Consider the following 23730-nt stretch of genomic DNA (forward strand, 5'->3'; position numbering starts at 1 on the left):
CTCTATTCAGGCGTATCGCTGTTGATCGCTTTAACAAGCTGCTGTGCCGCTTCAAGCTGAAACGCTTTAGGCGGCATTTTGCCGTTCGGGGAAGGCACAGGGCTCAGGAAGCCATCCTCAAAAATGAAGTCGGCTCGTCTTTCGCCGTCAATAACAGCGAACCCGTTGGGGAAGGCATAGCTGCAATTGCTGAGGATGGTCGGGGCGCTGTGACTTTTGGTTCCAGCTCCCAGTTGAGCCAGAATGAAATCTGCAATACCAAGTTGGCTGGTGGGAAGTGGCTCGTGTATCTCCCCCATAACACCGAACGGTACAATCATTTGCTCATCGGTAAGTTCACTAGCGTGGCCTACGATACCATTCTCGAACACCGCCTCACCGTGGTCAGATGTCACAATCACCAAAGTGTCATCTTCCCTTCGGGCTACACTGTCCAGTAGCTTGCCGATCTCAGCATCGGTAGCACGCACGGCAGCGCGGTAGCTCTCTGGTGTGCCACCCGCAAGGCCGGGCAGGGGATCATTGTCGCCATAGGGAAAGTGTGCGCCGTTATAGTATGCCAGATGGAAGAAAGGTTTTTCACCTGCTTCTTCAAGTATTCGAATTGTTGTTTCGGTTACGAAACTATCCCTGGTGACAGCGGTCCCACCATGGGCAGTGTTTCGGGTTGCGGGGGTAAAGAGCAGGGTTGAGAGATCGTACCAATCAAGGGAAAGAGCTTCAGCACTTGAGAGGCTGTAGCCTGCGCCCTTGAGCCAGTTCATGAGCCCGACAGGCGCGGCAGCGCGGCGTGCCGCTTCATAGCCTGTGGGCAGATTGCCGGTAAACATGCTGTACATGCTGAAATGTGTGCAATTGGAGGCTGCGTAATGGGAAAGCGACAATTGTCCCTTCTCGCTGAGTGCAGCGATGTTAGGGGCGACGCCCGCGTCTGCCTGAATATCTGTTGCGCGTATACTATCAGCAATAATGAACAGGATATTGCGTGAGCGAGTGATGTTCAAATTACCTTGAGGTGTCGGAGCGCTGGCAGCCTTTACCCGCGACAGGGCGAAAGGATTTAAAGGCCGATTGCCCAGAAACGGCTGCAGAAGTTTTTCAGCCCGGTAAGGATGCATTGCTGTGAAAAACGGCAGCTTACGGCGGGTTTCCATAACGTGGGTATCGGCCCCAAAATAAAGCACAGCGTAGGTAATTTGAGCCAGCCCCACACCAAGGAGTGCCGCGAAAAGCGCTGGGCGAAGCGGTAGTCTGAGTGGTTTGCGAGGCCGCGCCCGTGCGAGGAAAAAACTCAGCCCGATCAAGCCAAGCGGTGCCAGTCCAGCGGTAACCGAGAGGCCAATATTTTCCTGCCACCCGCTCTCGAACATCAGGCTCAAGGTAAAAGTATTGAGGTGCAGGCCAGTAAGCCGCTGCACCAGAATTTCCACGGCCAGCACGGCCGTGATCAGGCTGAAGAGCAGGGAGCCTGCCAAGGGGTGCACCCGGCGTGCCCCTTCAAGGGCAAACAGCGCAAGACTGGTGAGAAACAGCCAATGCCCGATAACAAGGGTCAGGTTCAAGGTGGCGGAGACGGCCGGTACAAGCACCAGTGAGATCAGCATCACGGTGATGCCGACCTCAAACAGGCTCTGTCTGTCTTTTATGGATGTCATAGGGTCCAAGTCGCTCAAATGAAACGACTTTATGCTGGCAGAGAACGCGCCGGATTACCAGCGCGCATTGTTTTTTATCTGGCTGAGTGCGTTAGGTTTTGTTTTCCCGCTCCAGGTCCTCGGGCAGTTTCCGTCCGGCCATGAAAAACAGATAGCCTTTAACAAGTGCAATCATGGTGCCGATGGTCAGCGCAGTGCGCAGGCCGTCCATGCCAGTACGGGCCAGCTCAAAATCGCTAATCGCGCCCACAAGCACAGGGCCTAGCCCCATACCGATGAGATTAAGCACGAAGAAGAGGATCGCGGAAGACATAGCCCGCATGCGCGGACTAACAAGCCTGTGGGTTACCGCAATTGCAGGCGCCAGATAGAAGGTGGACAGGACGACCACAACAAAATAGGTGGCGAGCATGATTTCACGGCTGCCGGTGTGATAGGTGACAAGCGCAAGCGGGATGGCGCACACTGCAGACAGGCCCGGAAGCCATAGATACCATCGAGGGTCCTTCGCACCCAGTTTGTCGGTCAGATACCCGCCAAGGAAGGTGCCGATCATACCGCCACCACCGGCCAGCAGGCCCAGAATAACACCAATGTTTGAGAGTGAAATGCCGTGGTAGCGGATCATGAAGCCGGGCATGAAGTTGCTGGTGCCGTAGCTTACAAAAGCAGACATGGCGCAGCCGAAGGCGATATAGGGGAAAGACTTCAGCCTGAGCACATATGTGAAGGTGTCTTTTATTGTGGGTTGGGCAACTTCGGCGCCTTTATCATATAGGCCGCGGGGCGGCTCCTTCACAGTGAAACGCAGCAAGAGAGCAAGCAGAATACCGGGAATACCGACAATGAAAAACGTCGTGCGCCAGCCGTATAATTCACCAAGGATACCGCCTGACGAATAACCGATCATCACGCCCAGATAGAGCCCGGCTGAATAGATTGCGAGTGCAGTTGCACGGCGCCGGGGTTCATACATGTCCGAGATCATGGAGTGGGCTGGTGGGCTGCCGCCCGCTTCACCAACACCAACCCCCATACGAGCCAGCAGGAGCTGGAAGAAGTTTTGGGTCATGCCTGAAAGGGCTGTCATACCGCTCCAGACCGTAAGCGCGATCGCGATGATGTTGCGCCGGTTATGACGGTCAGCCAACCGGGCGATGGGGATACCAAGCGCGGTATAGAAGATTGCGAAAGAGAAACCGGACAGCAGGCCGAGCTGTGTATCGCTCAGATTAAGTTCTGCTTTCAGAAGTGGCTGCAGGATGACCAGGATTTGCCGGTCGATGAAGTTGAAAGCATATACAATTGTCAGGACGAGAAGTGTGTATGTTTTAACGCCTTTTGACAGCTCGCGAACAAGCGGTACCCCATTGGTATTCTTCATCTATCTCCCCTTGGTGTCTTGCCGCTGTTTGTTGTTGTCTGGCACAGCGTAATAGTGCGCCCTTCCCCAAGCGCGCTATATGAGCTTAGGGCAGATATCCGTAGCGGCAAGGCAATAAGGGGTGGCGGAGGGTAATAAAAAGGCGCCCGCACGGAATGCAGGCGCCTTGTGCTTGGATTAGCTTGGTTTCAACTACTCGCTTTTTGTTTGCTCCAGCATAACCTCAACAGCCTTCTTGAGCTGTGGGTCACGGCCCTCCGCACTGTCCTCGGGCAGTTTTTTAACCCGGTAGTCAGGCTCAAGCTGCAGGTTCTCAAGGTAGTTGCCGTCAGCGTCGATCTGGCCAACCTGCGGGATGCCGAACGTAATGTCGCCTGAGTGCAGGCGCTCCCACCAAACGGCTGTCATGGTGCCCGGCACGGGCATGCCCACCAGTTCGCCAATGCCAAGCACCTTGTAGGTGTATGGGAAGGCGTGGGCATCTGAATAGTTGCCTTCACCCATCACAACGATGGAAGGTTTGGTCCATTGGTCCAGAGGGTCACCGGCAAACACACGGTCGCCGCGTACTTTCATCTGCAGGTACTGTTTACCGGCAAGCAGTTTGGCGAGATCATTGTGTAGCCAGCCGCCGCCGTTCCAACGGGTGTCTACCACAACGGCATCTTTCTCAAAGTTGCGGCCCAACAGGTCTGAATAGACATCGCGGTAGCTGGTGTCATTCATGCCGCGCACATGCACATAGCCAATACGGCCATCTGAAATTTCTTCAACATATGCGCGGCGGGCCTTCACCCAGCGCTCATAGAGAAGGTTGCTTTCATCACGGCGGCTGATCGGCTTCATCACTTCGTCAAAGCGTGTGCCGTCTTCCATCTCCACGCTCAGGCGTACACGATCACCTGTTTTGTGGTTCAGGAGGGACGCATAGTTCACGTCCTGGCCAAGCTCGACACCGTCAATGGCAACCAGCGTCATGCCAGCCTTGATTTTGCTATCGGCTTTTACAAGTGGGCTGCGGTCGATCACTTCAGCAATTTTGAGACCGCCTGAGGTATCGCTCATATCAAAGATCAGGCCGAGGGCCGCAGTGTCGTCACCGCCCTTCACGCTGCCGCGATAATAAGCACCAGTGTGAGAAGCGTTCAGCTCACCGAGCATCTCTTCCATTGCGCGCGCAAAATCGCGGTTGTTGCCAATGCTTTCGAGCTTGGGTGCATATTCGGCTTTAATGCGGTCCCAATCCACGCCGTGCATGTTGGGGTTATAGAATTTATGCCGTACCTGGCGCCAGATATGCTCAAAGAAATAGGCGCGCTCAGCGTCCGCATCCAACACCATGGATGCGCTGAGCTTTACAGGTTTACGGCTTGCACTGTCATCTTTCAGTTCAAGCTTGGCGATACTGCCGTCGGCCAACACAAAGGCGGTTTTTTCATCATCTGAAAGCTCAAACGATGCGTTGCGGGCGTCCATCTTGAGCAGAAGCTTGGTGCTATGCTCTTTAAGCTCCTGAACCCAGAGGTTATAGCCCCCTTCAAAGCGGGCAAGGTAATAGAGCTTGTCTGCTTCTTTGGTGAGCGCCATGTCCGCCAGGTCGCTTGAATGTTCTGTCAGGCGAACCGTGCGGTCCTGCATGCCGTCCCATTCAATCTCTGTCGGTTTAGTCTCATCTTTTTTATCGTCAGTTTTATCTTTGGCGCCATCGTCGCCTTCAGATTTTTCAGCTTCTTTTTTGGCTTCTTCTTCTTTTTTCTTCTTCTCCTTCTCCTTCTCCTTCTCCTTTTCAAGCTCTTTCATGAGCTCATAGTCCTCTTTGGACATGGAGAATTTGTCAAAAGCGTCCTGAGTGAGGAAAGCTGCCATCACATCAAACTCGCGGCCCCAACTGCCGTGGTCGCGCTGGCCGTATCGTGAACTGGCCCAGATCACAGCCCCACCGTCGGCATGCCACTTGGGGAAACCATCCTGATAGCCTGAGAGGCTGATATCACGCGGAGGCGCGGAACCATCCGCAGGCACAACAGCGATGTTGGTGATAAAGATGCGCTTGCGGGCGATAAAATCGACCGTCAGCCAGTTGCTGTCAGGAGACCATGCGAAGGTGATATCACCGTCAGCGTAGGAGTAGTTATAGTCTGCGCCCAGCACCTCAACAGCTTCGCCAGTTTCAAGTGTCAGGACCTTGAGCACATCGCGGCTGGAGAGGAAGGCAATCTTTTTGCCGTCCGGCGAATATTTTGGCTGGAACGCCTCATCGTCTGTGTCGAAAACCACTTTTTCGTCAACAAGGGTACTGGCGAAGAAATATTTCTCTTTTTCATCCCGGATGCTGGCTTCAACCAGTTTCCATTTGCCGTCTCGCTCTGCGGCAAAAACAATTTTCTTGCCATCCGGCGCAAAATCAACGCTGCGCTCCTGCGCTGGTGTATCGGTGATGCGCTTGGTTGTCTTGAACTCGGTGGAGGTCACAAACACCTCACCGCGCGCCACAAAAGCAACTTCCTTGCCGTTTGGTGAGACTGCAAATTCGCTCACATCATCTGTAACCGAAATCACTTCACCGTCGCGGCCGTGTCCGTCTGTGCTGACGTTGATATCAAGCTTGCTCAGGCGGCTACGGCTCTTTGCTGTGTAGATGGAACCATGGTGGACAAAGGCCAGCGTGCCGTTTTCCGATCGGGTCAGGCTGCGTACAGGGTGTTCTTTAAATTCTGTTTGCTGCTGGCGTTCGCCACTTTCAAGGTCAAGCTGCCAAACATTGAAAGTGCTGTCGCCTTCATCAGACGTATAAAACACCGTATTGCCGCGCCCCCAAACCGGGTTGTGATCACCGCCGAGGTAGGTAGTGAGTTGAGTGTGCTTGCCGCTTTTTGCGTCATACATCCATATGTCGCGCGCGAACGCAGATGTATCGTGTTTCCGTAAGTCGCTCTCGAGCGCTTTTTCCTCACGGTAAAGCAGTTTGTCGCCCTTGTCGTTCCAGCGGGCTTCGGTTGCGGGTGTGGTTAGCACCATCTCTGGGGTGCCGCCGGTGAGGCGCACATTATAAAGTTCCGATAGTGAGCCGCGCGGGAACAGGCTGCTTTCAGCGCTATCCATACGGGTGGAACTGAAGGTTACTGCGCTATTGTCAGCTGTGAAATCGTGTGGGATGTCATTGGCGCTATGGTAGGTGAGGCGTGTGGCTTCACCGCCGGATGCTGACATCACATAAACATCCAGGCTACCGCCCCGGTCGCTCGCAAAAGCGATTTTCTTGCCGTCGTGCGACCACACAGGATGGCCTTCCCACGCGGCGTTTACGGTAAGAGGCACGGCGTTACCGCCTTGAGCCGAGACCTTATAAAGGTCGCCTTTATAGGTGAACACGATGGTATTGGCGTCTGGTGAGATCGCCGCCTCGGCGAACCAATCACTGTTTGCTTCCGCCATTGCTGTTGTGCTTGCGCAGCCCAACATGGCAGCAAGTGTTGCTGTCGTCGTTATTTTTTTCACGGATTATCCCCCTCAAGTTTCACGCGAAACTTTAACAATTTTTGTCCTGCCGTCCAGCCCTTTAGACGCAAATGTGCCCCAGATAAACAACAGGCCGCACCCCGGAGGGCACGGCCTGTTGCACTATATATCTTTTATTCGCTTAGTGAGACGCGGCGTATGCCTCAGTGGTGCGCCACACGCGCAGGATATTACCAGAGAGGATTTTTTTGATGTCCTCTTCCGCGTAACCACGTTCAATAAGGCCTGCGACCAGCGCCGGGTATGATGCGGCATCCTTCAGGCCCGTCGGCAGGCTGTCGCCAACACCGTCATAATCTGAGCCGATACCCACATAATCAATGCCGGCTAGTTTCACTACATGGTCAATATGATCGAGCACATCATCTGTGGTGGCATAAGGATAGGGGTTGGTTTTGCGGTAGTTGGTTTCAAACTGGTCCTTCAGGTCGGTTGAATCCTCAAGGCCATTGTCCGCCAGATACTTCAGGTATTCTTCATCCATCGCCGGGCCATATTTATTGGCAGCCTCGGTCAGGAATGCAGAGCCATAGTTGATCATGATCACGCCGCCCTTGTTTGCCAGCGCCTTGATCATGTCGTCTGACATGTTGCGCTCAAAGCCTGGTGTGAAGTGGCGTGCGGATGAGTGGGTTGCGATTGGAGGCACAGCAGCCAGGTCCATCACCTGCCAGAAAGCGTCGTCAGAGACGTGGCTGATATCGACCATGATGCCCAGCTCGTTCATGCGTTGCACTACGCTTTGGCCAAAGTCAGACAGGCCGTTCCACTGACGGTTCACGTCATAGGACGAATCCGAGATATCATTTGATTTGGAGTGCGCGAGTGTGATGTAGCGAATGCCGCGCTCGTAAAAATAATCCAGATTCTCAAGGTCGCCCATGATGGGTGAGCCGTTTTCCATGCCAAGAGGTAATGCAATCACACCGTCAGCAAAAGCCTGTTCAACATCCGCCACAGATTTAGCGATGCGGAATTTCGTTGGTGCTTCAGCCACCATGCGTTCCACGATCGCGATCATGTCTTCTGCATGGGTTTTCGCTTTTTCGGTGCCGTCATAATGGGCGGGCGTATAGATCGACATGAACGGTGCATTCAGGCCCCCGGCCACGGCACGGTTATAGTCGAAATCGCCTTTTTCGGTGCTGCCGCTCACATCTTCCCATGCTGCGTCCAGGCGGTATGGTACGTCGATATGCCCATCAACGATGATGGTGTCCTGAGCGATGCGATTGGCGTCGCCAGATGTATCCTCTGGCGCTTCGCTCGAGCAGGCGGCGAGCGCAAGCAAGGATACTGCTGCGAATAATTGTTTCACGATATTGCTCCCTGATGTGACATGTGTTGAATATTTTATTCTTTTACTATGCCTTCTGTGGCTACCGCATATTTGTGCTTGCAGCAAGACCCGCACCGATAAATACGGGTCATTCGGTCATTTTACATAAGTGCGCTTGAAAGCTGGAAGGTGATGAAGGCCGCCAAGTATGCAAGGCCAAACAGGTAACCCACCATAACGAGAGGCCATTTCCAGCCACCGGTTTCGCGCCGCGCCACCGCGATGGTGGAAAGGCATTGCGGCGCAAACACATACCACGCAAGGAATGAAAGCGCGGTCGGCAGGCTCCAGGCGCCGTTAAGCATGCCCACAAGGCCTTCCGTGACAGTATCTTCACTGCCGGAAAGTGAGTAGACAGTACCAAGGGCGGCGACGGCTACTTCACGCGCAGCCATACCGGGTACAAGCGCGGCTGAGATTTCCCAGTTAAAACCAATGGGGGCAAAGATCACTTCAAGCCAGCCACCAATGATGCCCACAAGGCTGTAGGTGACAGCGGGCTCGGTTGCGCCTTCCGGGGCACCCGGGAAGCTCGCAAGCGCCCACAATACCACAGTGACCGTGAGGATGATGGTCCCCGCGCGGCGCAAAAATACGCGGCAGCGCTCATAAAGCCCCACAAGTACAAAACGCCAGTGCGGCGGTTGGTATTTCGGCAGCTCCAGCATGAAAGTCTGGCTTTCGCCTTTGGTGATGGTGCGTTTCATCACCGCTGCAACGATCAGCGCAAACACGATGCCCGCCATATATAGCGTGAACATCACCAGCCCCTGCAGGCCAACCATGCCGCCCCAGATATCAGTGTTGGGAATGAAAGCCGCAATGATAAGCGTGTAAACGGGCAGGCGGGCTGAACAGGTCATCAGCGGTGCGATAAGTATTGTGGTCAGCCTGTCTTTCTGGTCCGAGATGGTGCGAGCCGCCATGATGCCAGGGATCGCGCATGCGAAAGATGACAGCAGCGGAATAAACGCGCGGCCATTCAGCCCGACGGACGCCATAAGCTTGTCCATCAAAAAAGCAGCACGTGCCATATAGCCCGAGCTTTCCAGCACCAGAATGAAGGCAAACAGGATGATGATTTGCGGAAAGAAGACAATCACGGCTCCAACACCGGCAAGGATGCCGTCGTTGATGAAGCTCAAAAGCCAGTTATCGGGCAGGGCGCTTGATGCAAGACCCTGAAGTATCATTATGCTGTCTTCAATCCAGCCCATGGGTGCTTCCGCCCAAGCGAATACAGCCTGAAACATCAGGAACAGAATGCCAAACAGCACAATGGGGCCAACAATCGGGTTCAGGAGGACATTGTCCAGCACGCGGGTGGTGCGGTGACCAATGCCTTCGCTGAGCGTTACGTCCTTGGCGATCTTGCGGGCAGCCCGCTGGCGGTCGCGCGTGCTGGTGCCAAAATCCATGGCCTTGTTGGTGAAATCACCAGCAGCATCAAGCAGTTTGTCCTTGAGGCTATCAAGCCCTTTGCGGCGCACGGCCACAGTTTCCACCACAGGCAGGCCAAGCTTTTTGGAAAGAGCATCCGCGTCAATGCGGATCTGCTCCCGCTCGGCCAAGTCTGTCATATTGAGCGCAACAACAGTTGGCAGGCCGATGGCTTTCAGCTCAAGCACAAACCTGAGGTGCTGTTCCAGATTGGTGGCGTCAACAACACAGATAAGCGCGTCGGGTTTACCTTCCGCCTTATAAGTACCCATAATCACATCACGGGTAACGGCTTCATCAGGGCTTCTGGGTGTCAGGCTATAGGTGCCGGGCAGGTCGATCAGTTCAACACTGGTGTTGCCGAGAAGGGGGCCAGCGCGGCGCTCAACGGTGGCGCCGGGATAGTTGGCAACCTTCTGCCTCAGGCCTGTAAGCGCGTTAAAAAGGGCCGACTTACCACAGTTCGGGTTGCCGACAACCGCAACGAGTTTTGCTTTTGTCATGCCAGTTGCACCTTGACGATATGGGCATCCTTGCGGCGCAGGGCCACTGTCATTTTGCCGACGCGCACCGCAATCGGGTCACGGCCGAACGGGCTCTGGTGCAACACTTCTATCTCAAGGTCTTCAGCGAACCCCATCTCGCGCAACCGGTCCACCATATCGTTGTGATGGCAGTGGGACGCCGCAGCATCAAAAGATGCAATACGCCCGCGTGCGCCGGGCCGCATCTGGCCAAGGCTTTCGATGCCGGGTGCGGCAACTGGGGTTTCGTTGTTCATGGTTGGCTCGCCTGTGGTAACGCTTTTACATTCTGGTTTACAACTTGAGAATGCTTCTCAATCTTGCTTGCTGATAGCATGGAAGGCAGGGGCGGGCAAGCGCGAACGGTAAGAGAGGGCTGGGCATTTTGACACAGCTCGACCACGCGATAATCATCGGGTAGTCGAACCATGCTAATCGTCAGCGAGGAGCTGGCTACGCTTCGCAAGCGGCTTTATAGGCAGTCTCGAAAATCATCGTCCATCCGAAGCCGTATCCGCCGTGTACGCCTTCGGCCATTTCGCCCAGAGCTTCGAAGTCGCTTTGTTTTAGCTCAACAAGGGTGCGGCTGGCGTCAAGGGATATGAAAGAGACTTCAACCAGAGTTTCGCCGCCGCCGGCATGGTCCGGTGGGCACGGCATATGTTCCGGGTGAGGGATGTGAAATCGCATGCTGAAACCGTTGAAGGGGTTATATTTTTTTATGGTTCCCCAGTAATACTCCGTGCCGTTGGCGCTTACTTCAATGATCTTGCCGTCAACTTCAGGTGTGACCGTGATCCTAGCGGCTTTAGTGCCCGCCATGACAGATACGGTAAACTTATCCATCGGCCACCAGCTGTCCATTTCATTCAGGAAAACGTTAAATGCCTTTTTCTGGCTGCATGGCACTTCAATTCGTTTGATGATTGGGTCAAGCACATTCGGCTCCTAATTGGTTTTCATGCGGCGTTCGATTTCTGCGGCGTAGGCGGACAGAGCATCAGACCAGAAACTGTCCAGATATCGCCTGAGGTCTTCAAGGCCGTCGCGGCGCAAGGCATAGAACCGCCGGTTGCCTTCCGAGCGCACGGTGACAAGGCCCGCTGTCTCAAGGACCTTCAGGTGCTGCGATACCGCGGGGCGGCTAACCGGCTGATTAAGTGCGATATCACCCACGGTGCGTTCCTCGGTGCGTAAAGCTTCGAAGATGCTGCGCCTTGTTGGGTCGGCAAGCGCCGAGAATATTAAATCGTAAGTCATGACTTACCGTAAGTATAAGCTTACTAATATGTCAAGCGAAATTGCGCTTATGGCGTTTGCCTCATTTCGCCACCATGATAGCGTATCGCGATATTGGGCCCCTCTCATTGGCCCTGCATGCCCGGAGGACATGACATGCAAAACACCCATACGGATCGCAGGCCTGATAGCTGGCCTGATAGCTGGTATGCTGCATCTGCGCCGCTGCATGAGCCGGAAGACACGCTGAGCACGCATGTGGAAACAGACGTATGTGTTATTGGCGGCGGTTTCACCGGCCTGTCTGCGGCGCTGACGCTGGCGGAAGCAGGGCGCACGGTTACGCTTGTTGAAGCGCGGCAGGTGGGGTGGGGCGCATCTGGCCGCAATGGTGGTCAGCTTATTCGTGGCTTTGTCGGGCAGGAACGGCTCGCGAAATACTGGGGTGCGTCTCGGGCGAAAGATGTGCGTGCGCTCACATGGGCGGGGCATGATCTGATCCGCCGCCGGATAGATGATTATGATATCGACTGTGACCTCACCCCCGGTTGGCTGGAGGTAGCACCTACGCCGCGCCAGCTTGCGGGCCTTTACCACAGCTATAATGAGATGGAGAGTGATTGCCCCGACCGTGGTTGGCATTTCATGGGTGCGGCTGAGCTTGCGGACACCATCGGCAGCGACGTGTATCAGGGCGGGCTCCGGAGCATGTCTGACGGGCACCTGCATCCACTGAAATTATGCCTGGGGCTTTATAAAGCGTGCAAAAAGCTTGGTGTACAGATTTACGAGCGCAGCCCGGTACACAAGATTGAAGAGGGAGCAGAGGCTCGTGTGCATGCGGGCACGGGCAGCGTGCGGGCCAAACATGTTGTGATGGCGGCCAACGCGCACCACAATTTGCTCAGGCGCAAGCTAGGTGGTTATGCTTTCCCGGCGGGCAGTTTCCTGATCGCGACCGAACCGCTGGCGGAGGATGTGCTCGATCGCCTGAACCCGAACCGCTACGCGATTTGCGATACTAAAAAGGTGTGTGATTATTTCCGTATGTCGGCGGATGGGCGGGTGCTGTTTGGTGGGCGTGTCAATTTCTCGGGCCGCAAGCCAAAATCGGTGAAAGACAAACTGATGCCGCGCCTCCTTAAGGTCTGGCCAGAGCTTGAGGGCATCAAGGTCACGCATGAATGGGGCGGCAAACTTGGTGTGTCGCTTGGAGAGGTGCCGCTTGTGGGCCGTATCGGTGAAAATATCTGGTACAGCTTCGGCTATACAGGCCACGGTGTGAATATGGGAAACCTGATGGGGCAGGTGCTGGGTGAGGCCATCACCGGCCACATGGGCCGGTTTGAGCTGTTTGCGGCTGTCCCCAAATGGCGATTGCCAATTGGGGCGTGGCTCGGGAGGCAGGCGGTCTCAAGCGCCATATTATATTATTGGCTCAAAGACCGCCTTTAACCGTGCTGCCGGACCGTGTGGCTTAGCCAAGCATGGCGCGCAGCATCCACTGGGCTTTCTCGTGCACTGTCAGGCGGTCGGTCAACAGGCCTGCGGTAACCTCGTCATTTGCTTTACCCGCAACGCCGATGATGGGGCGAATACGGTTCGCGATCTGGGCGTGAGCCGCCACAAGCGCTTTCACCATGGCTTCAGCTGAGGCGTTTTCGTCACCGTCATCAATATCACCAAGGCTCGCATATGCCTGAAGGCTTGCAGGCGCTTTCTGACCAAGGGTGCGGATACGTTCCGCAATCTCGTCAATCGCAGGTGCAAGCTCCAGATACTGTGCTTCTGTCAGCGTATGCACAGCCTGAAACATCGGGCCGGTTACGTTCCAGTGCACATTTTGGGTCAACACATAAAGCTGAACACTTTCTGCCAGCACAGGCTTGAGTGCATTTGCGATCTGGTTCTGGTTGGCAGTGTTAAATTCGGTTGTCACGGTCATGGTCCTCCTTGTCTGTTGAAGAGAATATAGGGTGTTTCTGGATATCTCTCCAACAGATTAAAATGGAAGATATGATCGATAATATCGATTATTTGGCTTCGTTTTCCCGCCGCCACACAACCCAGGAATAAACTGTGGGAACGACGGCGGCGATAACCACCATGCCAAGCATTGTTTTCAAGGCTATGTCAGAGGGAGCCAATAGCGCGGCCAGAATGCTGACAATACCTGCCGCAATGAACAGTTTGCTGCCAAGGCGGTGAGTTTTGCGCCACACCGTGTCGCTGGACAGTGTCCAGGGTGTGCGGATGCCAACGAAAAAGCTGGAGCGAAGCTTGGGTAGATAGTTACCCAGCACCGCCAGCAACAACCCCATGGAAACCATAATGGTGGTGACATTCATGGCGTGGATGCCGTGTGCCTCAAAAATAATCCCCACCTGCACGACGGCCAAAAGGGCGACGGTGGCAGTTACCGTGGCGCTTATCGCTTTGGCGGAGTTCTCGATGTTGGCTTTCCGGGGTTCAATGAACGACAGCGCAGAGAAAAGGCCGATCATAATAACCTGTATAGCCGGCATGAGACCGAGCCCCATGAGCGGACTTGCAGTGCCGTCTACCTTGCCTTCCGTGTTCCAGTGCACAGGAATTTCAGTGACATCGCCGAGTGTTGCATAGCCCACAAGGCTCGCGGCCATAGTGGCCAGGGTGATGCCCCATGCCAGCTTGAATTTACCCAAGGTCGCCATCTGCCGCCTCCTTCTTTTGTTTTGTTTCCCCCTCCGGGGCTAATAAGCCAACCATCAACGACAGCAGGTCTTCTACGACGCTGGTGTTGAGGCTGTAGGTAATGGTGGTGCCGTCGCGGTCCGTCACCACAAGATCGGCTGCCTTAAGGACATTGAAATGCCCTGAAAGTGTGGATTTCGCCACAGAAAGCCGACTTGAGATTTCCCCCGCTGTCATGTCTCGGGACTTCAGCATCGATAGAATTTGCCGCCGGACGGGAGAGGATAGAGCGTTGAATACGTCTGACATTGTCGCTCCTTTTTCGTTTATTCGCTAAATACCGAAATAACAAGCGCAAGGGAGAATGTCAAGAGGGTGGATCAAACAAGTTTCAGGGAAACGGCACCAATGGCTATAAGCAGCACGGCGATGAGCTTTTTACCGGGGATATCTTCCTTGAGCCAGAGCGCGCCAATAAGGGTTGCAAACACAATGCTGGTTTCCCGGAGTGCCGCGATTTCACCAATATCCCCAAGGCTGAGGGCATAGAGCGCCAGTGCATAGCCGCTTTGCGCCAGAAGTGCGATCGGCAGGCTGACACGCCATGTGCTGAGGCTTTCCTTCAGGAAGCTACGCCCATGGGTGAGGGTGAGGAAGGTGGCAAAGATGGGGGAGAAGACCAGCGCGCCCCAGATGATGAAGATCATCGGCTCGCTGGCGCTTTTAACGGCAAAGCCATCAATAAGAGTATAAGTGGCGATCATGAGGCCGCAGATAACGGCGGCGATGAAGGCTTTGCTGTTACCTGCGCGTGCGCTGATGGTGAGGAAAATACCGCCCACAAGCGTCAGAATGGCTAAAAATTCCGGCAGACTTAGGGTGCCGGAGAGGAATATGAGACTGAAAAGCCCGACCAGAAGTGGCCCAAGCCCGCGTGCGATGGGGTAAATGAAGGTGAGGTCGCCAAACTCAAGGGCGCGGGCAAGTGCCAACTGGTAGACGATATGCGCGGCGACAGACGCCAGAATAAAAACCCACATCACCCCGATAGGCAGCGGGAAAAACGGCACAAGCGGTATATAAAGCAGGCTGCCGAAAATCGACATGAAGGCAATGGTGCCCAGCTTGTTTTCGGTGCGTTTTGTTGCGGCGTTCCAGCTTGCGTGCAACAGGGCGGATGCGAGGATCAGAAGCGTGGCAAGGGTATCCGTGTCTGTCATGCCCTTGCCTCTCTGCTTCGTATCATTATTTCAGCCTTGAACACGCCTCTTGGATACGCTCGCACGCCGTGGTCAGCGCTTCGGTTGATGTCGCATACGACATACGGAAATGTGGGCTCAGGCCAAAGGCCTCACCGTGCACAGCCGCGAGGCCATAATCTTCCAATATGTAGGTGACAAAGTCTTCGTCCGTACTGATTTTCTTGCCGTTTGGCGTGGTTTTGCCAATGCATTCTGCGATAGACGGATACACGTAAAACGCGCCTTCTGGCGTTGGGCAGGTGATACCGTCCGCCTCATTCAGCTTGCCAACCACAAGGTCGCGGCGGGCCTGGAACACGGCGGCACGCTCGGCCAGATAATCCTGCGGGCCGTTGAGCGCGGCCACTGTTGCCGCCTGGCTGATCGAGCAGGGGTTTGAGGTGGATTGTGACTGCACCTTCGCCATGGCTTTGATGAGCTTTGCGTCACCGCCCGCGTACCCTATGCGCCAGCCTGTCATGGCGTAGGCCTTGGCAACCCCGTTCATGGTCAGGGTGCGGTGGGCAATTTCGGGCACCACGGCGGCGATGGTTTTAAACTCGAACCCTTCGTAACAGATATGCTCATAAATATCGTCCGCGAAGACCCAAACATGCTCATGGCGCTTCAGTACTTCCCCCAGCGCCTTGATCTCGGCCTCCGTATAGGCTGCGCCAGACGGGTTGGAAGGCGAGTTGAAAATCAACCATTTGGTTTTTGGCGTGATGGCGGCTTCAAGCACTTCTGGCGTCATCTTGAAATTGGTGTCGATGGAGGTTGGCACAAATACAGGCGTGCCACCCGCCAGCAGCGTGATGTCGGGGTAGCTGACCCAGTAAGGGGTTGGGATCACGACTTCATCGCCCGGGTTCAGCGTCGCGACCATGGCGTTATAGATGGTGTGTTTGCCGCCCGAGTTCACGGTTATCTGGTTGGTCTCGAACACGAGGCCGTTTTCGCGCTTGAATTTCTCTACAATCGCAGCCTTGCAGGCGGGCGTGCCGTCCACGGCGGTATATTTGGTCTGCCCGTCCCAGATGGCCTTGATGGCCGCTTCCTTGATGTGGTCTGGGGTATCGAAGTCAGGCTCGCCTGCGCCAAGGCCAATAACATCCTTGCCTGCGGCTTTCAGCTCTGCGGCTTTGGTGGAAACGGCGATGGTGGGTGACGGTTTGATGCGGTCGAGCGAGGCAGACAAGAAAGACATTGGAAAAATCCTAAAGCTGGCCAGAAAATTGGCGCCAGAATAACACCGCTTGGCGGCGCTTCAACGCTTTCGTTCGCAACTTTCGTGATATTTACCTGTGGCATGCGCAAGAAAACTTTACGCGAGGGTATGTGGCATGCTCTGGCGGTTGTCCGGGTAGGGAAGTGGCATACCGGACAGGCTTGCGTCAATAGCCTGCCCGGTATGCCAGGGGAGGGATGAGCGCGGTTGTCGGGAAGGTGACAAATCACGCTCAAATGCCATTTGCATGGCTGATACGAAGTGGTGAAGGTCAGCACCATGGTTCGTATCATCGGTCAGGGCGTGAGCAGGGAAGGTTGCTCGTTACCCCAGTATTGGATGAGGAGACAGGGAAGGTTGTCTCAATCATCCTTCGCCTGCGAGTATGGCAGGCAGCGCATCAGGTCGTGAAGGTCAGCACTTGCTGATGCGCTCGGGAAGCGACCCATTTATGCCCTGAGGTGGGAAGGTACCTCGTGATGGGCGGGCCGCATCTCAGCTCCTAGAAACTGGCAGACAACATGCCGACAACCGCCCCCTTGCCGATGCCAGAAACGTTGGTGTCCACGTAGCTTACCGAGAGTGAGAATTGCTCAAAGTCGTATGATACTCCTGTGCTCCAGTCCCATTTGCCGTCGCCAAAGGCGCCGTCTTCATAGGCGAGGTGACCCGCGATGGAGAAAGGGGTATCTCCAAGCGGCATGCTTGCATCTACATAGGTGTAGATATTGTCTGTGCCGCCAACATTGTCCTGGTCCCAGACGTAGGCTGCGCCCACTGTCCAGTCCACGATACCAATGGTGCCGCCAACAGAGCTGTAGATTTCAAGATAATAAGTGTCGCTTGAGCCGGGGTAGGTATAAGCGAGCAAGCCGATATCGAACGCGAGACCGTCAAACTCTGTTGCGTAACCTGCGTAGATATCAAGCTCAAACTCTGAACCCGCATAGCTCTCGATGGAAGAACCCCATGTGCCAATATAAAAGCCGCTTTCGTGCGCCACATCAAAGCCGCCCTGAATTGCCGGGTCGTGATCGGAAAGCGAAAGGCCGCGGAAACGATACTCGCTAACAATCGCCGCATTGGCGGACAGGGTAAAAGGGCTTGAGCTTTCTTCCTGCGCGGACGCAGAAGATGAAAGTGCGGGTGCAAGGGCGCCGAGAGAGATTGCGCCTGCAGCGCAGACGGATTTGAGCCGGCTCTTATAAAGGTTCAGTGTGGGCATGGTCTTCCTCCAGAGAATAAATCTTGTTCTGTCTTGTTATGCCCTCTTAACAGCAAGCCCTGTGCCAGATTCAAAAATTAAGTTAAGATATTGATTTTTATAGAAATATTTTATGGAATGCCTATAGGCGCGTACATAGAATGATTAATTAATAATCAGTGATTAAAATATATGCGATCAATTCGTGCACATCTTGTAATCATCACTTGAAAACAAACCGTGAACAGGGCAGTGTGCTGGCAAGGTCGTGATAAATCGGCCACCCGGCGCCCGCACGCGCAAAGCGCACCCGGGCATGCGATACATGACAATGAGGCGACCATGATCCCAAACGATGCCACAGCTCCTTTTGTGCCCCACCGGCCAGACCGTCCGGTAAAATCCGAAGGCGGCATCGCGTTTGAACTGGTGTCTGAGTTCACGCCGTCGGGCGACCAGCCCACCGCGATCAAGGAAATTGTGGAGGGCATCAAGGCCAACGAGCAGGATCAGGTGCTTCTGGGGGTAACCGGCTCAGGCAAAACCTACACCATGGCCAAGGTGATTGAGGCAACCCAGCGCCCTGCGCTTATCCTCGCGCCCAACAAAACTCTCGCTGCCCAGCTGTATGGGGAGTTCAAAAGCTTCTTCCCCAACAATGCGGTCGAATATTTTGTCTCATACTATGACTATTACCAGCCGGAAGCCTATGTGCCGCGCACGGATACTTTTGTGGAGAAGGAAGCCACGATCAATGAGCAGATCGACCGCATGCGCCACTCCGCCACCCGCGCGGTGCTGGAACGGGACGATGTGATCATCGTGGCGTCGGTGTCGTGCATCTACGGTATCGGTAGTGTTGAAACCTATTCGGCGATGACCTTCATGCTGCAAAAGGGCATGAGCGTGGACCAGCGCGAACTGCTGCGCCGCCTTGTGGCCATGCAGTACACAAGAAATGACGCGGCGTTCCAGCGCGGCACCTTCCGGGTGCGGGGCGATGTGATCGATATTTTCCCCAGCCACTATGAAGACCGCGCCTGGCGCCTGATGATGTTTGGCGACGAGGTTGAAGAGATTGTCGAGTTTGACCCGCTGACGGGTGAGAAGATCCGCGCGCTTGAGCAGGTGAAGGTTTACGCCAACAGCCACTATGTCACGCCCCGGCCAACGCTTGATCAGGCCGTCAAACATATCAAGCATGAGCTTGAACACCGGCTGAAATGGTATGAGGAACGTGGCCGCATTCTTGAGAGCCAGCGCCTTGAGCAGCGCACGCGGTTTGACCTTGAAATGATGGAAGCCACCGGCTCCTGCGCGGGCATTGAGAACTACAGCCGCTACCTCACCGGCCGCAGACCCGGCGACCCGCCGCCCACACTTTTTGAATATATCCCTGAAAACGCCATCCTGTTTGTGGATGAAAGCCACGTGAGCGTGAGCCAGATTGGTGGCATGAGCCGGGGCGACGCCAAGCGTAAATCCACGCTGGCGGATTTTGGTTTCCGCCTGCCGTCGTGCCTTGATAACCGCCCGCTCAAGTTCGAGGAATGGGACGCCATGCGCCCGCAAACGCTTTATGTCTCCGCCACCCCTGGTGACTGGGAGATGGAGCGCACGGGCGGCGTGTTCACAGAGCAGGTTATTCGCCCCACAGGCCTCATTGACCCTGAGATCGATATCCGCCCGGTGGATACTCAAGTGGACGACCTGATGCACGAAGCCCGCAAAATGGCCGATAAGGGCATGCGCGTGCTGGTGACAACGCTCACCAAACGCATGGCGGAAGACCTCACTGAATATCTGCACGAGAACGGCGTGCGGGTACGCTACATGCATTCGGACATCGACACGCTTGAGCGCATCGAGATCATCCGTGACCTTCGCCTTGGTGCCTTTGATGTGCTGGTGGGCATCAACCTGCTGCGCGAGGGGCTTGATATCCCCGAATGTGGGCTGGTGGCGATACTGGACGCCGACAAGGAAGGTTTTCTGCGTTCTGAACGCTCGCTTATCCAGACCATCGGCCGTGCGGCGCGTAACTCGGAAGGTCGGGTGATCCTCTATGCGGATAAAATCACCGGCTCGATGGAAAAAGCCATCGATGAAACCAACCGCCGCCGCGCCAAGCAGGTGGCTTACAATGAGAAACACGGCATCACCCCAACCACGGTGAAGAAAAACGTGGGCGACCTGATGGGCCATGTGGCGGTGGGCGATTATGTTACCGTTGATATCGGGGATGATGCGCAGCACCTTGTGGGCTCCAACCTCAAGAAACACCTTGAAGTGCTGCAGGGCAAAATGCGCGACGCAGCCGAAAACCTTGAGTTCGAAGAGGCCGCGCGGCTCAGGGATGAAATCCGCAAGCTGGAGGCAGGTGAGCTGGGCATTGAGGACAAGCGCCTCAAGCCCAAAGGCCGCGCCACCGGTGGCCGCCCCGGCACCCGCACCAAAAAAGCCAAATCCCATAACAAGATGTATTGAGGGGGCAGTATGACCCGCGAGGAATTTGACGAATACTGCAAGGCGCTGAAGGCCACCACCCATGTTGTCCAGTGGGGTGGGGCGTCGGTGTGGAAAGTGGGCGGCAAGATATTTGCCATCTGCTCCAACTGGGGGTCGGACGACAAGCGTTCCGATGCTGATGATGCAGCGTCGCGCATATCCTTCAAATGTTCTGACCTCAGTTACCAGATTCTGTGTGAGCTTGAGGGCATTGTGCCTGCGCCTTATCTCGCGCGCGCCAAATGGGTGCAGCTCCAGAGCGCCGATGCGCTCTCAAACGATGACCTCAAAAGTTATATCGCGGATGCGCATGGCATTATCGCTGCGAAGCTTACCAAGAAGATGCAGGCAGAGCTGGGGCTGCTCTAGCGCTGCGTGGTTTCTTTGGCAGAAAATCATAACAGGCTGTCAGCCCACACCGTGCACGCTCATGGTATGGGCCAAGCCTGTTTATGCTGAGGAGGCACTTGTGCAGTTTATTGAAGCAAAAAATTTCACCGCACCTCGCGCATGGGGTGCCTTGGACATCGCCGATATTGAAGGCGCGTCAGTGCGCCTGCACTGGACGGATGCGCCCTATAAGTGGCACGTAAACGACGGTGATGAGGTGTTTGTGGTGCTGGACGGCGCGGTGGATATGCACACCCGCGACGCAGCTGGCACAGCGCATATCACGCGCATGGAGGTGGGGCATATCTATCATGCGAGAGCGGGTGACGCGCATGTTGCGCACCCCGTTGGGCCCGCCCGCGTGCTGGTGGTTGAGAAAAAAGGCAGCGTCTAAGCGCTGCCTCTTGGCTGCACGGCAGTTATTGGGCCATGGTTTCAAACTCTTGTTCAACACCGGCCACGACCGGGTTCTCGACACCCGTTGCTTGCATGAATTTGATCATATAGCCGGTGATATAGTGTGCCGGGATTGAGATAACGAGATCGCTTTTCTTGCCGCGTGAAAGCTTGAAGTCGAAGCTACTGAAGTTACCGAGCCCAGCGATAAGGTCTTGAGGGTCGAGACTGATAATGGCCTCTTCATAAAAACTGCCGATGCCATAGGACACATCGCCGGATTTATTAACAGGGATAAGCTCACGTGCCACCCCGCCGCGCAACTTGGCTGTGGAATAATTGGCCCACAGACGTTGCCGGTTGGCATAACCCACCGGCGTGAGCTTTTTGGAGGCTAACAGGTCCATATCCACAACGGTTTTTTGTTTAATAATGAGATACAGCTCTGATTTGAGGCGCCCTTCTTCCAGGTTCATGTAGGACCGAATGAAATATTGCACCTCGCCACCATTGCCGAGCTGATAGACGGTTTGCATATCTGAATATGAATATTTGGGCCCCTTGATCTGGGTATCGGCTTCAAATTCGTCACGAATAATTCTGGAGGCATCGCGAACTTTAAGGACGTTACGCGCAACTTTTTGAGCCTCTTTTTTCGCTTTTTTCTCCGCCTTTAGGCGTTTCTTTTCTGCTTTCTCCGCAGCCTTGAGGGCCTTCTTGTAGGCTTTCTTTTCCGCTTTTGAGAGTGCGTCCTTGTCTATCTGGCGCAGTTCCTCAATCGGTAGGTTATCATACGGCCCAAGCGTGCTCGCAATGCCGGGTGTGGGCGTAAGCGCAAGCAGCATGGCTGCAACCACAAATGATTTCATGATGTTGTCCCCCGAGTGTCTATCTTCGTATGAAGAATACACCATGAAGCGAACATAACAAGAACAAATGTCATGATGCTGATGAGATTAACTCAATCCAGCCCGTTTACCGCACTTCGGCGCTCAAGGATCATATTGTTGCGCCACACACCGTGCAGCTTGCCCACACGCTCACGCACACCGATAATGCGGAAACCACAGCTTTTGTGGATAGCCTGTGAGCCGGGATTATCCTCGAATATGCCCGCCTGCAGGGTCCAGAATCCAAGCTCTTCCGAACGCTTGATGAGCGCGTTCAGCAGCTTTTTGCCAAGCCCCATGCCGCGCGCATTCTCGCCTACATAGACGCTCACCTCCGCCACACCTTTGTAGGCACAGCGGTCAGACACGGGCCACAAGACAGCCCAGCCAAGCACTTTCCCGTCCTCCGCTACTGCCACAAGCTGGCTTTTGGGGATGCTGGTCTGCTCCCAGTAGGCTTGCTCTTTGGGCTCAGTCTCAAACGTGGCGAGGCCTGTTTTAATGCCTTCCTTGTAGATGCGGTCAACAGCCGCCCAGTCAGTGTGCTGGTAGTCTCTGATTTTGGTCATGGATATAGCCCCGAAAAGCGCACTCGGTAGGGCAAAGATGCCAGCAATCATGCGTGCGCCGCAAGCCGAATTCGGTCGGCCGTTCAGGAAATTTTGGTATCCCGGTCTCGCCTGCGGCTGTCAGTGCGGGTGAGGATACGCTGGATAAAGCCGGGCAGGTGCGGTGTGGCCTGCCGGATACGCGCATTTGTTTTGGGGAAGCGCCCCCGCGTGCGGCGGATAAACTTCAGCATGCGCGGGTTGAACGCCGCGACAGCAAGCCCGAGTGCAATGAGGATAACACCTGTGGGGATAGGAAGCGGCAGCGTGAGCGCGCCAAGCACCAGAAGGATGATGCTAAGCGGGATAGCGATCCAGCGCAGGATGAATTTCAATCTTTTATTGGTCATACGCCACTCGCACAAAACAGGCTGGCCGGGTAGACAGTCCTGCGCCAAAGCCCTGAGGCTATACACTCATGATTGTCACATATTTATGAAACGTGGCTTTACAATAGCCAAATGTCCCTCAGTATGGCTAAACTCACACAGTTTTATCACCTTGGGGAGGAAAGATATGAACATGAATATGTCGATGATGGGCCCGATTTTGGTGCAGGTTGCGCTAACGCTCGTTGTGCTGCTTTACATGGCGTCCCGCCGGCTGCCTGCGCTTGCCAAAACCCGTGCAACGCCAGAGCAACTTAAAGACCGCGCCACATACGATAACCTGCCACCAGCCGCCTGTTATCCTTCTGAAAACTTCAAGAACCTGTTTGAAGCGCCTGTTCTCTTTTTTGTGATGAGCTTCATCACGCTTGTGACGGGTCTTGGCGGCGATATGATGGTGACCATGGCGTGGATTTTTGTTGGTACAAGGGTTGTACATAGCTTCATTCACTGCACATATAATAACGTCACGCACCGCTTCCTTGCGTTCATCCTTGGTGTGCTGGTGCTCATATCAATGCTTGTTGTTCTCATGATGAGATTCTGGATGGTGTAATGGCTGATTTTACCGACCACATCACTGATAAACATGCGGCGTTCATTGAAGAACAGCCGATGTTTTTTACTGCATCTGCATGCGCCACAGGGCGTGTGAACCTGAGCCCCAAGGGCATGGACAGCTTCCGTGTATTGGGCCCCAACCTGTGCGGTTATCTTGATGTGACGGGAAGCGGCAACGAGACGGCCGCGCATATCAAAAACGATGGCCGTCTCACTATCATGTTCAACAGCTTCACGCGGAATGCGCTTATTCTCCGGCTATACGGTAAAGGCCGGGTTTTAAGGCCACACCATGACGGTTATGACGAGCTTGCCGCCAAGTTCCCGGTACTTCCGGGCGCGCGGCAGATCATCCTTCTGGATGTGGAAAGCGTGCAAACCAGTTGCGGTTACGGTGTGCCTGAGATGGAATTGAAGGCAGAGCGCCAGACGCTCAAAAAATGGGCTGAGAAAAAGGGTGACAAGATCACCGACTATCAGCACACCAATAACACCACCTCAATCGACGGATTTGCGTCCGGCCTCATGGACTAAACAGCGCG

Annotated in this window: 23 protein-coding genes; 6 read left to right on the plus strand and 17 right to left on the minus strand. The window is 54.9% G+C overall.

What is annotated here, in order from left to right; all coding sequences use genetic code 11:
* Window positions 1-2: 2 nt before the first annotated feature.
* The 8 genes from ACOOGA_RS15210 to ACOOGA_RS15245 all read right to left on the minus strand — a co-directional run bounded on the left by ACOOGA_RS15210 (window position 3) and on the right by ACOOGA_RS15245 (window position 11121).
* On the minus strand, window positions 3-1655 hold the full coding sequence (locus ACOOGA_RS15210) for a sulfatase-like hydrolase/transferase (protein ID WP_417461467.1): 1653 nt from the start codon (window positions 1653-1655) through the stop codon (window positions 3-5).
* Window positions 1656-1746: 91 nt separating this feature from the next.
* Window positions 1747-3039: a spinster family MFS transporter gene (locus tag ACOOGA_RS15215; protein WP_417461466.1), complete on the minus strand. Its 1293-nt coding sequence runs from the start codon at window positions 3037-3039 to the stop codon at window positions 1747-1749.
* 192 nt (window positions 3040-3231) lie between these two features.
* Window positions 3232-6537 carry a S41 family peptidase gene (locus ACOOGA_RS15220; protein WP_417461465.1) on the minus strand — a complete coding sequence of 1102 codons (3306 nt, stop codon included), beginning with the start codon at window positions 6535-6537 and terminating at the stop codon, window positions 3232-3234.
* Between the two features lie 142 nt (window positions 6538-6679).
* Complete coding sequence (locus ACOOGA_RS15225; protein ID WP_417461668.1) at window positions 6680-7879, minus strand: dipeptidase; 1200 nt, start codon at window positions 7877-7879, stop codon at window positions 6680-6682.
* 119 nt (window positions 7880-7998) lie between these two features.
* The gene (feoB, locus tag ACOOGA_RS15230; RefSeq protein ID WP_417461464.1) at window positions 7999-9840 is read right to left on the minus strand and encodes a ferrous iron transporter B; all 1842 of its coding nucleotides are present in this window, start codon (window positions 9838-9840) and stop codon (window positions 7999-8001) included.
* A complete protein-coding gene (locus tag ACOOGA_RS15235) occupies window positions 9837-10118 on the minus strand; it encodes a FeoA family protein (RefSeq protein WP_417461463.1) in 282 nt (93 codons plus the stop codon). The genes feoB and ACOOGA_RS15235 overlap by 4 nt, the downstream gene beginning before the upstream one ends.
* Window positions 10119-10314: 196 nt before the next feature.
* Window positions 10315-10800, minus strand: coding sequence for a hypothetical protein (locus ACOOGA_RS15240; protein WP_417461462.1), 486 nt, complete (start codon window positions 10798-10800; stop codon window positions 10315-10317).
* 9 nt (window positions 10801-10809) lie between these two features.
* Window positions 10810-11121: an ArsR/SmtB family transcription factor gene (locus ACOOGA_RS15245; RefSeq protein WP_417461461.1), complete on the minus strand. Its 312-nt coding sequence runs from the start codon at window positions 11119-11121 to the stop codon at window positions 10810-10812.
* 135 nt (window positions 11122-11256) lie between these two features.
* On the opposite strand from ACOOGA_RS15245, the gene ACOOGA_RS15250 reads away from it, so the two are divergent.
* Entirely contained in the window at window positions 11257-12555 is a 1299-nt protein-coding gene (locus tag ACOOGA_RS15250) for an NAD(P)/FAD-dependent oxidoreductase (protein ID WP_417461460.1), read from the plus strand.
* A gap of 22 nt (window positions 12556-12577) precedes the next feature.
* Here ACOOGA_RS15250 and ACOOGA_RS15255 read toward each other — a convergent pair whose 3' ends face one another.
* The 6 genes from ACOOGA_RS15255 to ACOOGA_RS15280 all read right to left on the minus strand — a co-directional run bounded on the left by ACOOGA_RS15255 (window position 12578) and on the right by ACOOGA_RS15280 (window position 17467).
* A complete protein-coding gene (locus ACOOGA_RS15255; protein ID WP_417461459.1) occupies window positions 12578-13045 on the minus strand; it encodes a Dps family protein in 468 nt (155 codons plus the stop codon).
* Window positions 13046-13133: 88 nt separating this feature from the next.
* Window positions 13134-13793, minus strand: coding sequence for an SdpI family protein (locus ACOOGA_RS15260; protein WP_417461458.1), 660 nt, complete (start codon window positions 13791-13793; stop codon window positions 13134-13136).
* On the minus strand, window positions 13777-14082 hold the full coding sequence (locus ACOOGA_RS15265) for an autorepressor SdpR family transcription factor (protein ID WP_417461457.1): 306 nt from the start codon (window positions 14080-14082) through the stop codon (window positions 13777-13779). Before ACOOGA_RS15265 ends, ACOOGA_RS15260 begins: the two co-directional genes overlap by 17 nt.
* Window positions 14083-14153: 71 nt before the next feature.
* Window positions 14154-14993: an EamA family transporter gene (locus tag ACOOGA_RS15270; RefSeq protein ID WP_417461456.1), complete on the minus strand. Its 840-nt coding sequence runs from the start codon at window positions 14991-14993 to the stop codon at window positions 14154-14156.
* Window positions 14994-15018: 25 nt separating this feature from the next.
* On the minus strand, window positions 15019-16221 hold the full coding sequence (locus ACOOGA_RS15275; protein ID WP_417461455.1) for a pyridoxal phosphate-dependent aminotransferase: 1203 nt from the start codon (window positions 16219-16221) through the stop codon (window positions 15019-15021).
* Window positions 16222-16744: 523 nt separating this feature from the next.
* On the minus strand, window positions 16745-17467 hold the full coding sequence (locus ACOOGA_RS15280) for a TorF family putative porin (RefSeq protein WP_417461454.1): 723 nt from the start codon (window positions 17465-17467) through the stop codon (window positions 16745-16747).
* A gap of 321 nt (window positions 17468-17788) precedes the next feature.
* Between ACOOGA_RS15280 and uvrB the strand changes: the two genes are divergently transcribed.
* The 3 genes from uvrB (at window position 17789) to ACOOGA_RS15295 (ending at window position 20738) form a co-directional block, all read left to right on the plus strand.
* Window positions 17789-19933, plus strand: a complete 2145-nt coding sequence (gene uvrB / locus ACOOGA_RS15285; RefSeq protein WP_417461453.1) for an excinuclease ABC subunit UvrB — start codon at window positions 17789-17791, stop codon at window positions 19931-19933.
* Between the two features lie 9 nt (window positions 19934-19942).
* Entirely contained in the window at window positions 19943-20323 is a 381-nt protein-coding gene (locus ACOOGA_RS15290; protein ID WP_417461452.1) for an MmcQ/YjbR family DNA-binding protein, read from the plus strand.
* A gap of 100 nt (window positions 20324-20423) precedes the next feature.
* On the plus strand, window positions 20424-20738 hold the full coding sequence (locus ACOOGA_RS15295; RefSeq protein ID WP_417461451.1) for a cupin: 315 nt from the start codon (window positions 20424-20426) through the stop codon (window positions 20736-20738).
* Window positions 20739-20763: 25 nt separating this feature from the next.
* Here the strand turns inward: ACOOGA_RS15295 and ACOOGA_RS15300 are convergent, their stop codons facing one another.
* The 3 genes from ACOOGA_RS15300 to ACOOGA_RS15310 form a co-directional block, all read right to left on the minus strand.
* Window positions 20764-21609: a hypothetical protein gene (locus tag ACOOGA_RS15300; protein ID WP_420428958.1), complete on the minus strand. Its 846-nt coding sequence runs from the start codon at window positions 21607-21609 to the stop codon at window positions 20764-20766.
* A gap of 92 nt (window positions 21610-21701) precedes the next feature.
* Window positions 21702-22199 carry a GNAT family N-acetyltransferase gene (locus tag ACOOGA_RS15305; RefSeq protein ID WP_420428960.1) on the minus strand — a complete coding sequence of 166 codons (498 nt, stop codon included), beginning with the start codon at window positions 22197-22199 and terminating at the stop codon, window positions 21702-21704.
* Window positions 22200-22282: 83 nt separating this feature from the next.
* Entirely contained in the window at window positions 22283-22588 is a 306-nt protein-coding gene (locus ACOOGA_RS15310; protein WP_420428962.1) for a hypothetical protein, read from the minus strand.
* A 166-nt stretch (window positions 22589-22754) separates the two neighbouring features.
* On the opposite strand from ACOOGA_RS15310, the gene ACOOGA_RS15315 reads away from it, so the two are divergent.
* Both ACOOGA_RS15315 and ACOOGA_RS15320 read left to right on the plus strand, forming a co-directional pair.
* Window positions 22755-23183 (plus strand): MAPEG family protein, encoded by a 429-nt coding sequence (locus ACOOGA_RS15315; RefSeq protein ID WP_417461447.1) that lies wholly within the window; start codon window positions 22755-22757, stop codon window positions 23181-23183.
* Window positions 23183-23722, plus strand: a complete 540-nt coding sequence (locus ACOOGA_RS15320; protein WP_420428964.1) for a pyridoxamine 5'-phosphate oxidase family protein — start codon at window positions 23183-23185, stop codon at window positions 23720-23722. The genes ACOOGA_RS15315 and ACOOGA_RS15320 overlap by 1 nt, the downstream gene beginning before the upstream one ends.
* Window positions 23723-23730: the final 8 nt, after the last annotated feature.

This window comes from Kordiimonas sp., from assembly GCF_965216265.1.
In the GTDB taxonomy this organism is placed as follows: Bacteria; Pseudomonadota; Alphaproteobacteria; order Sphingomonadales; family Kordiimonadaceae; genus Kordiimonas.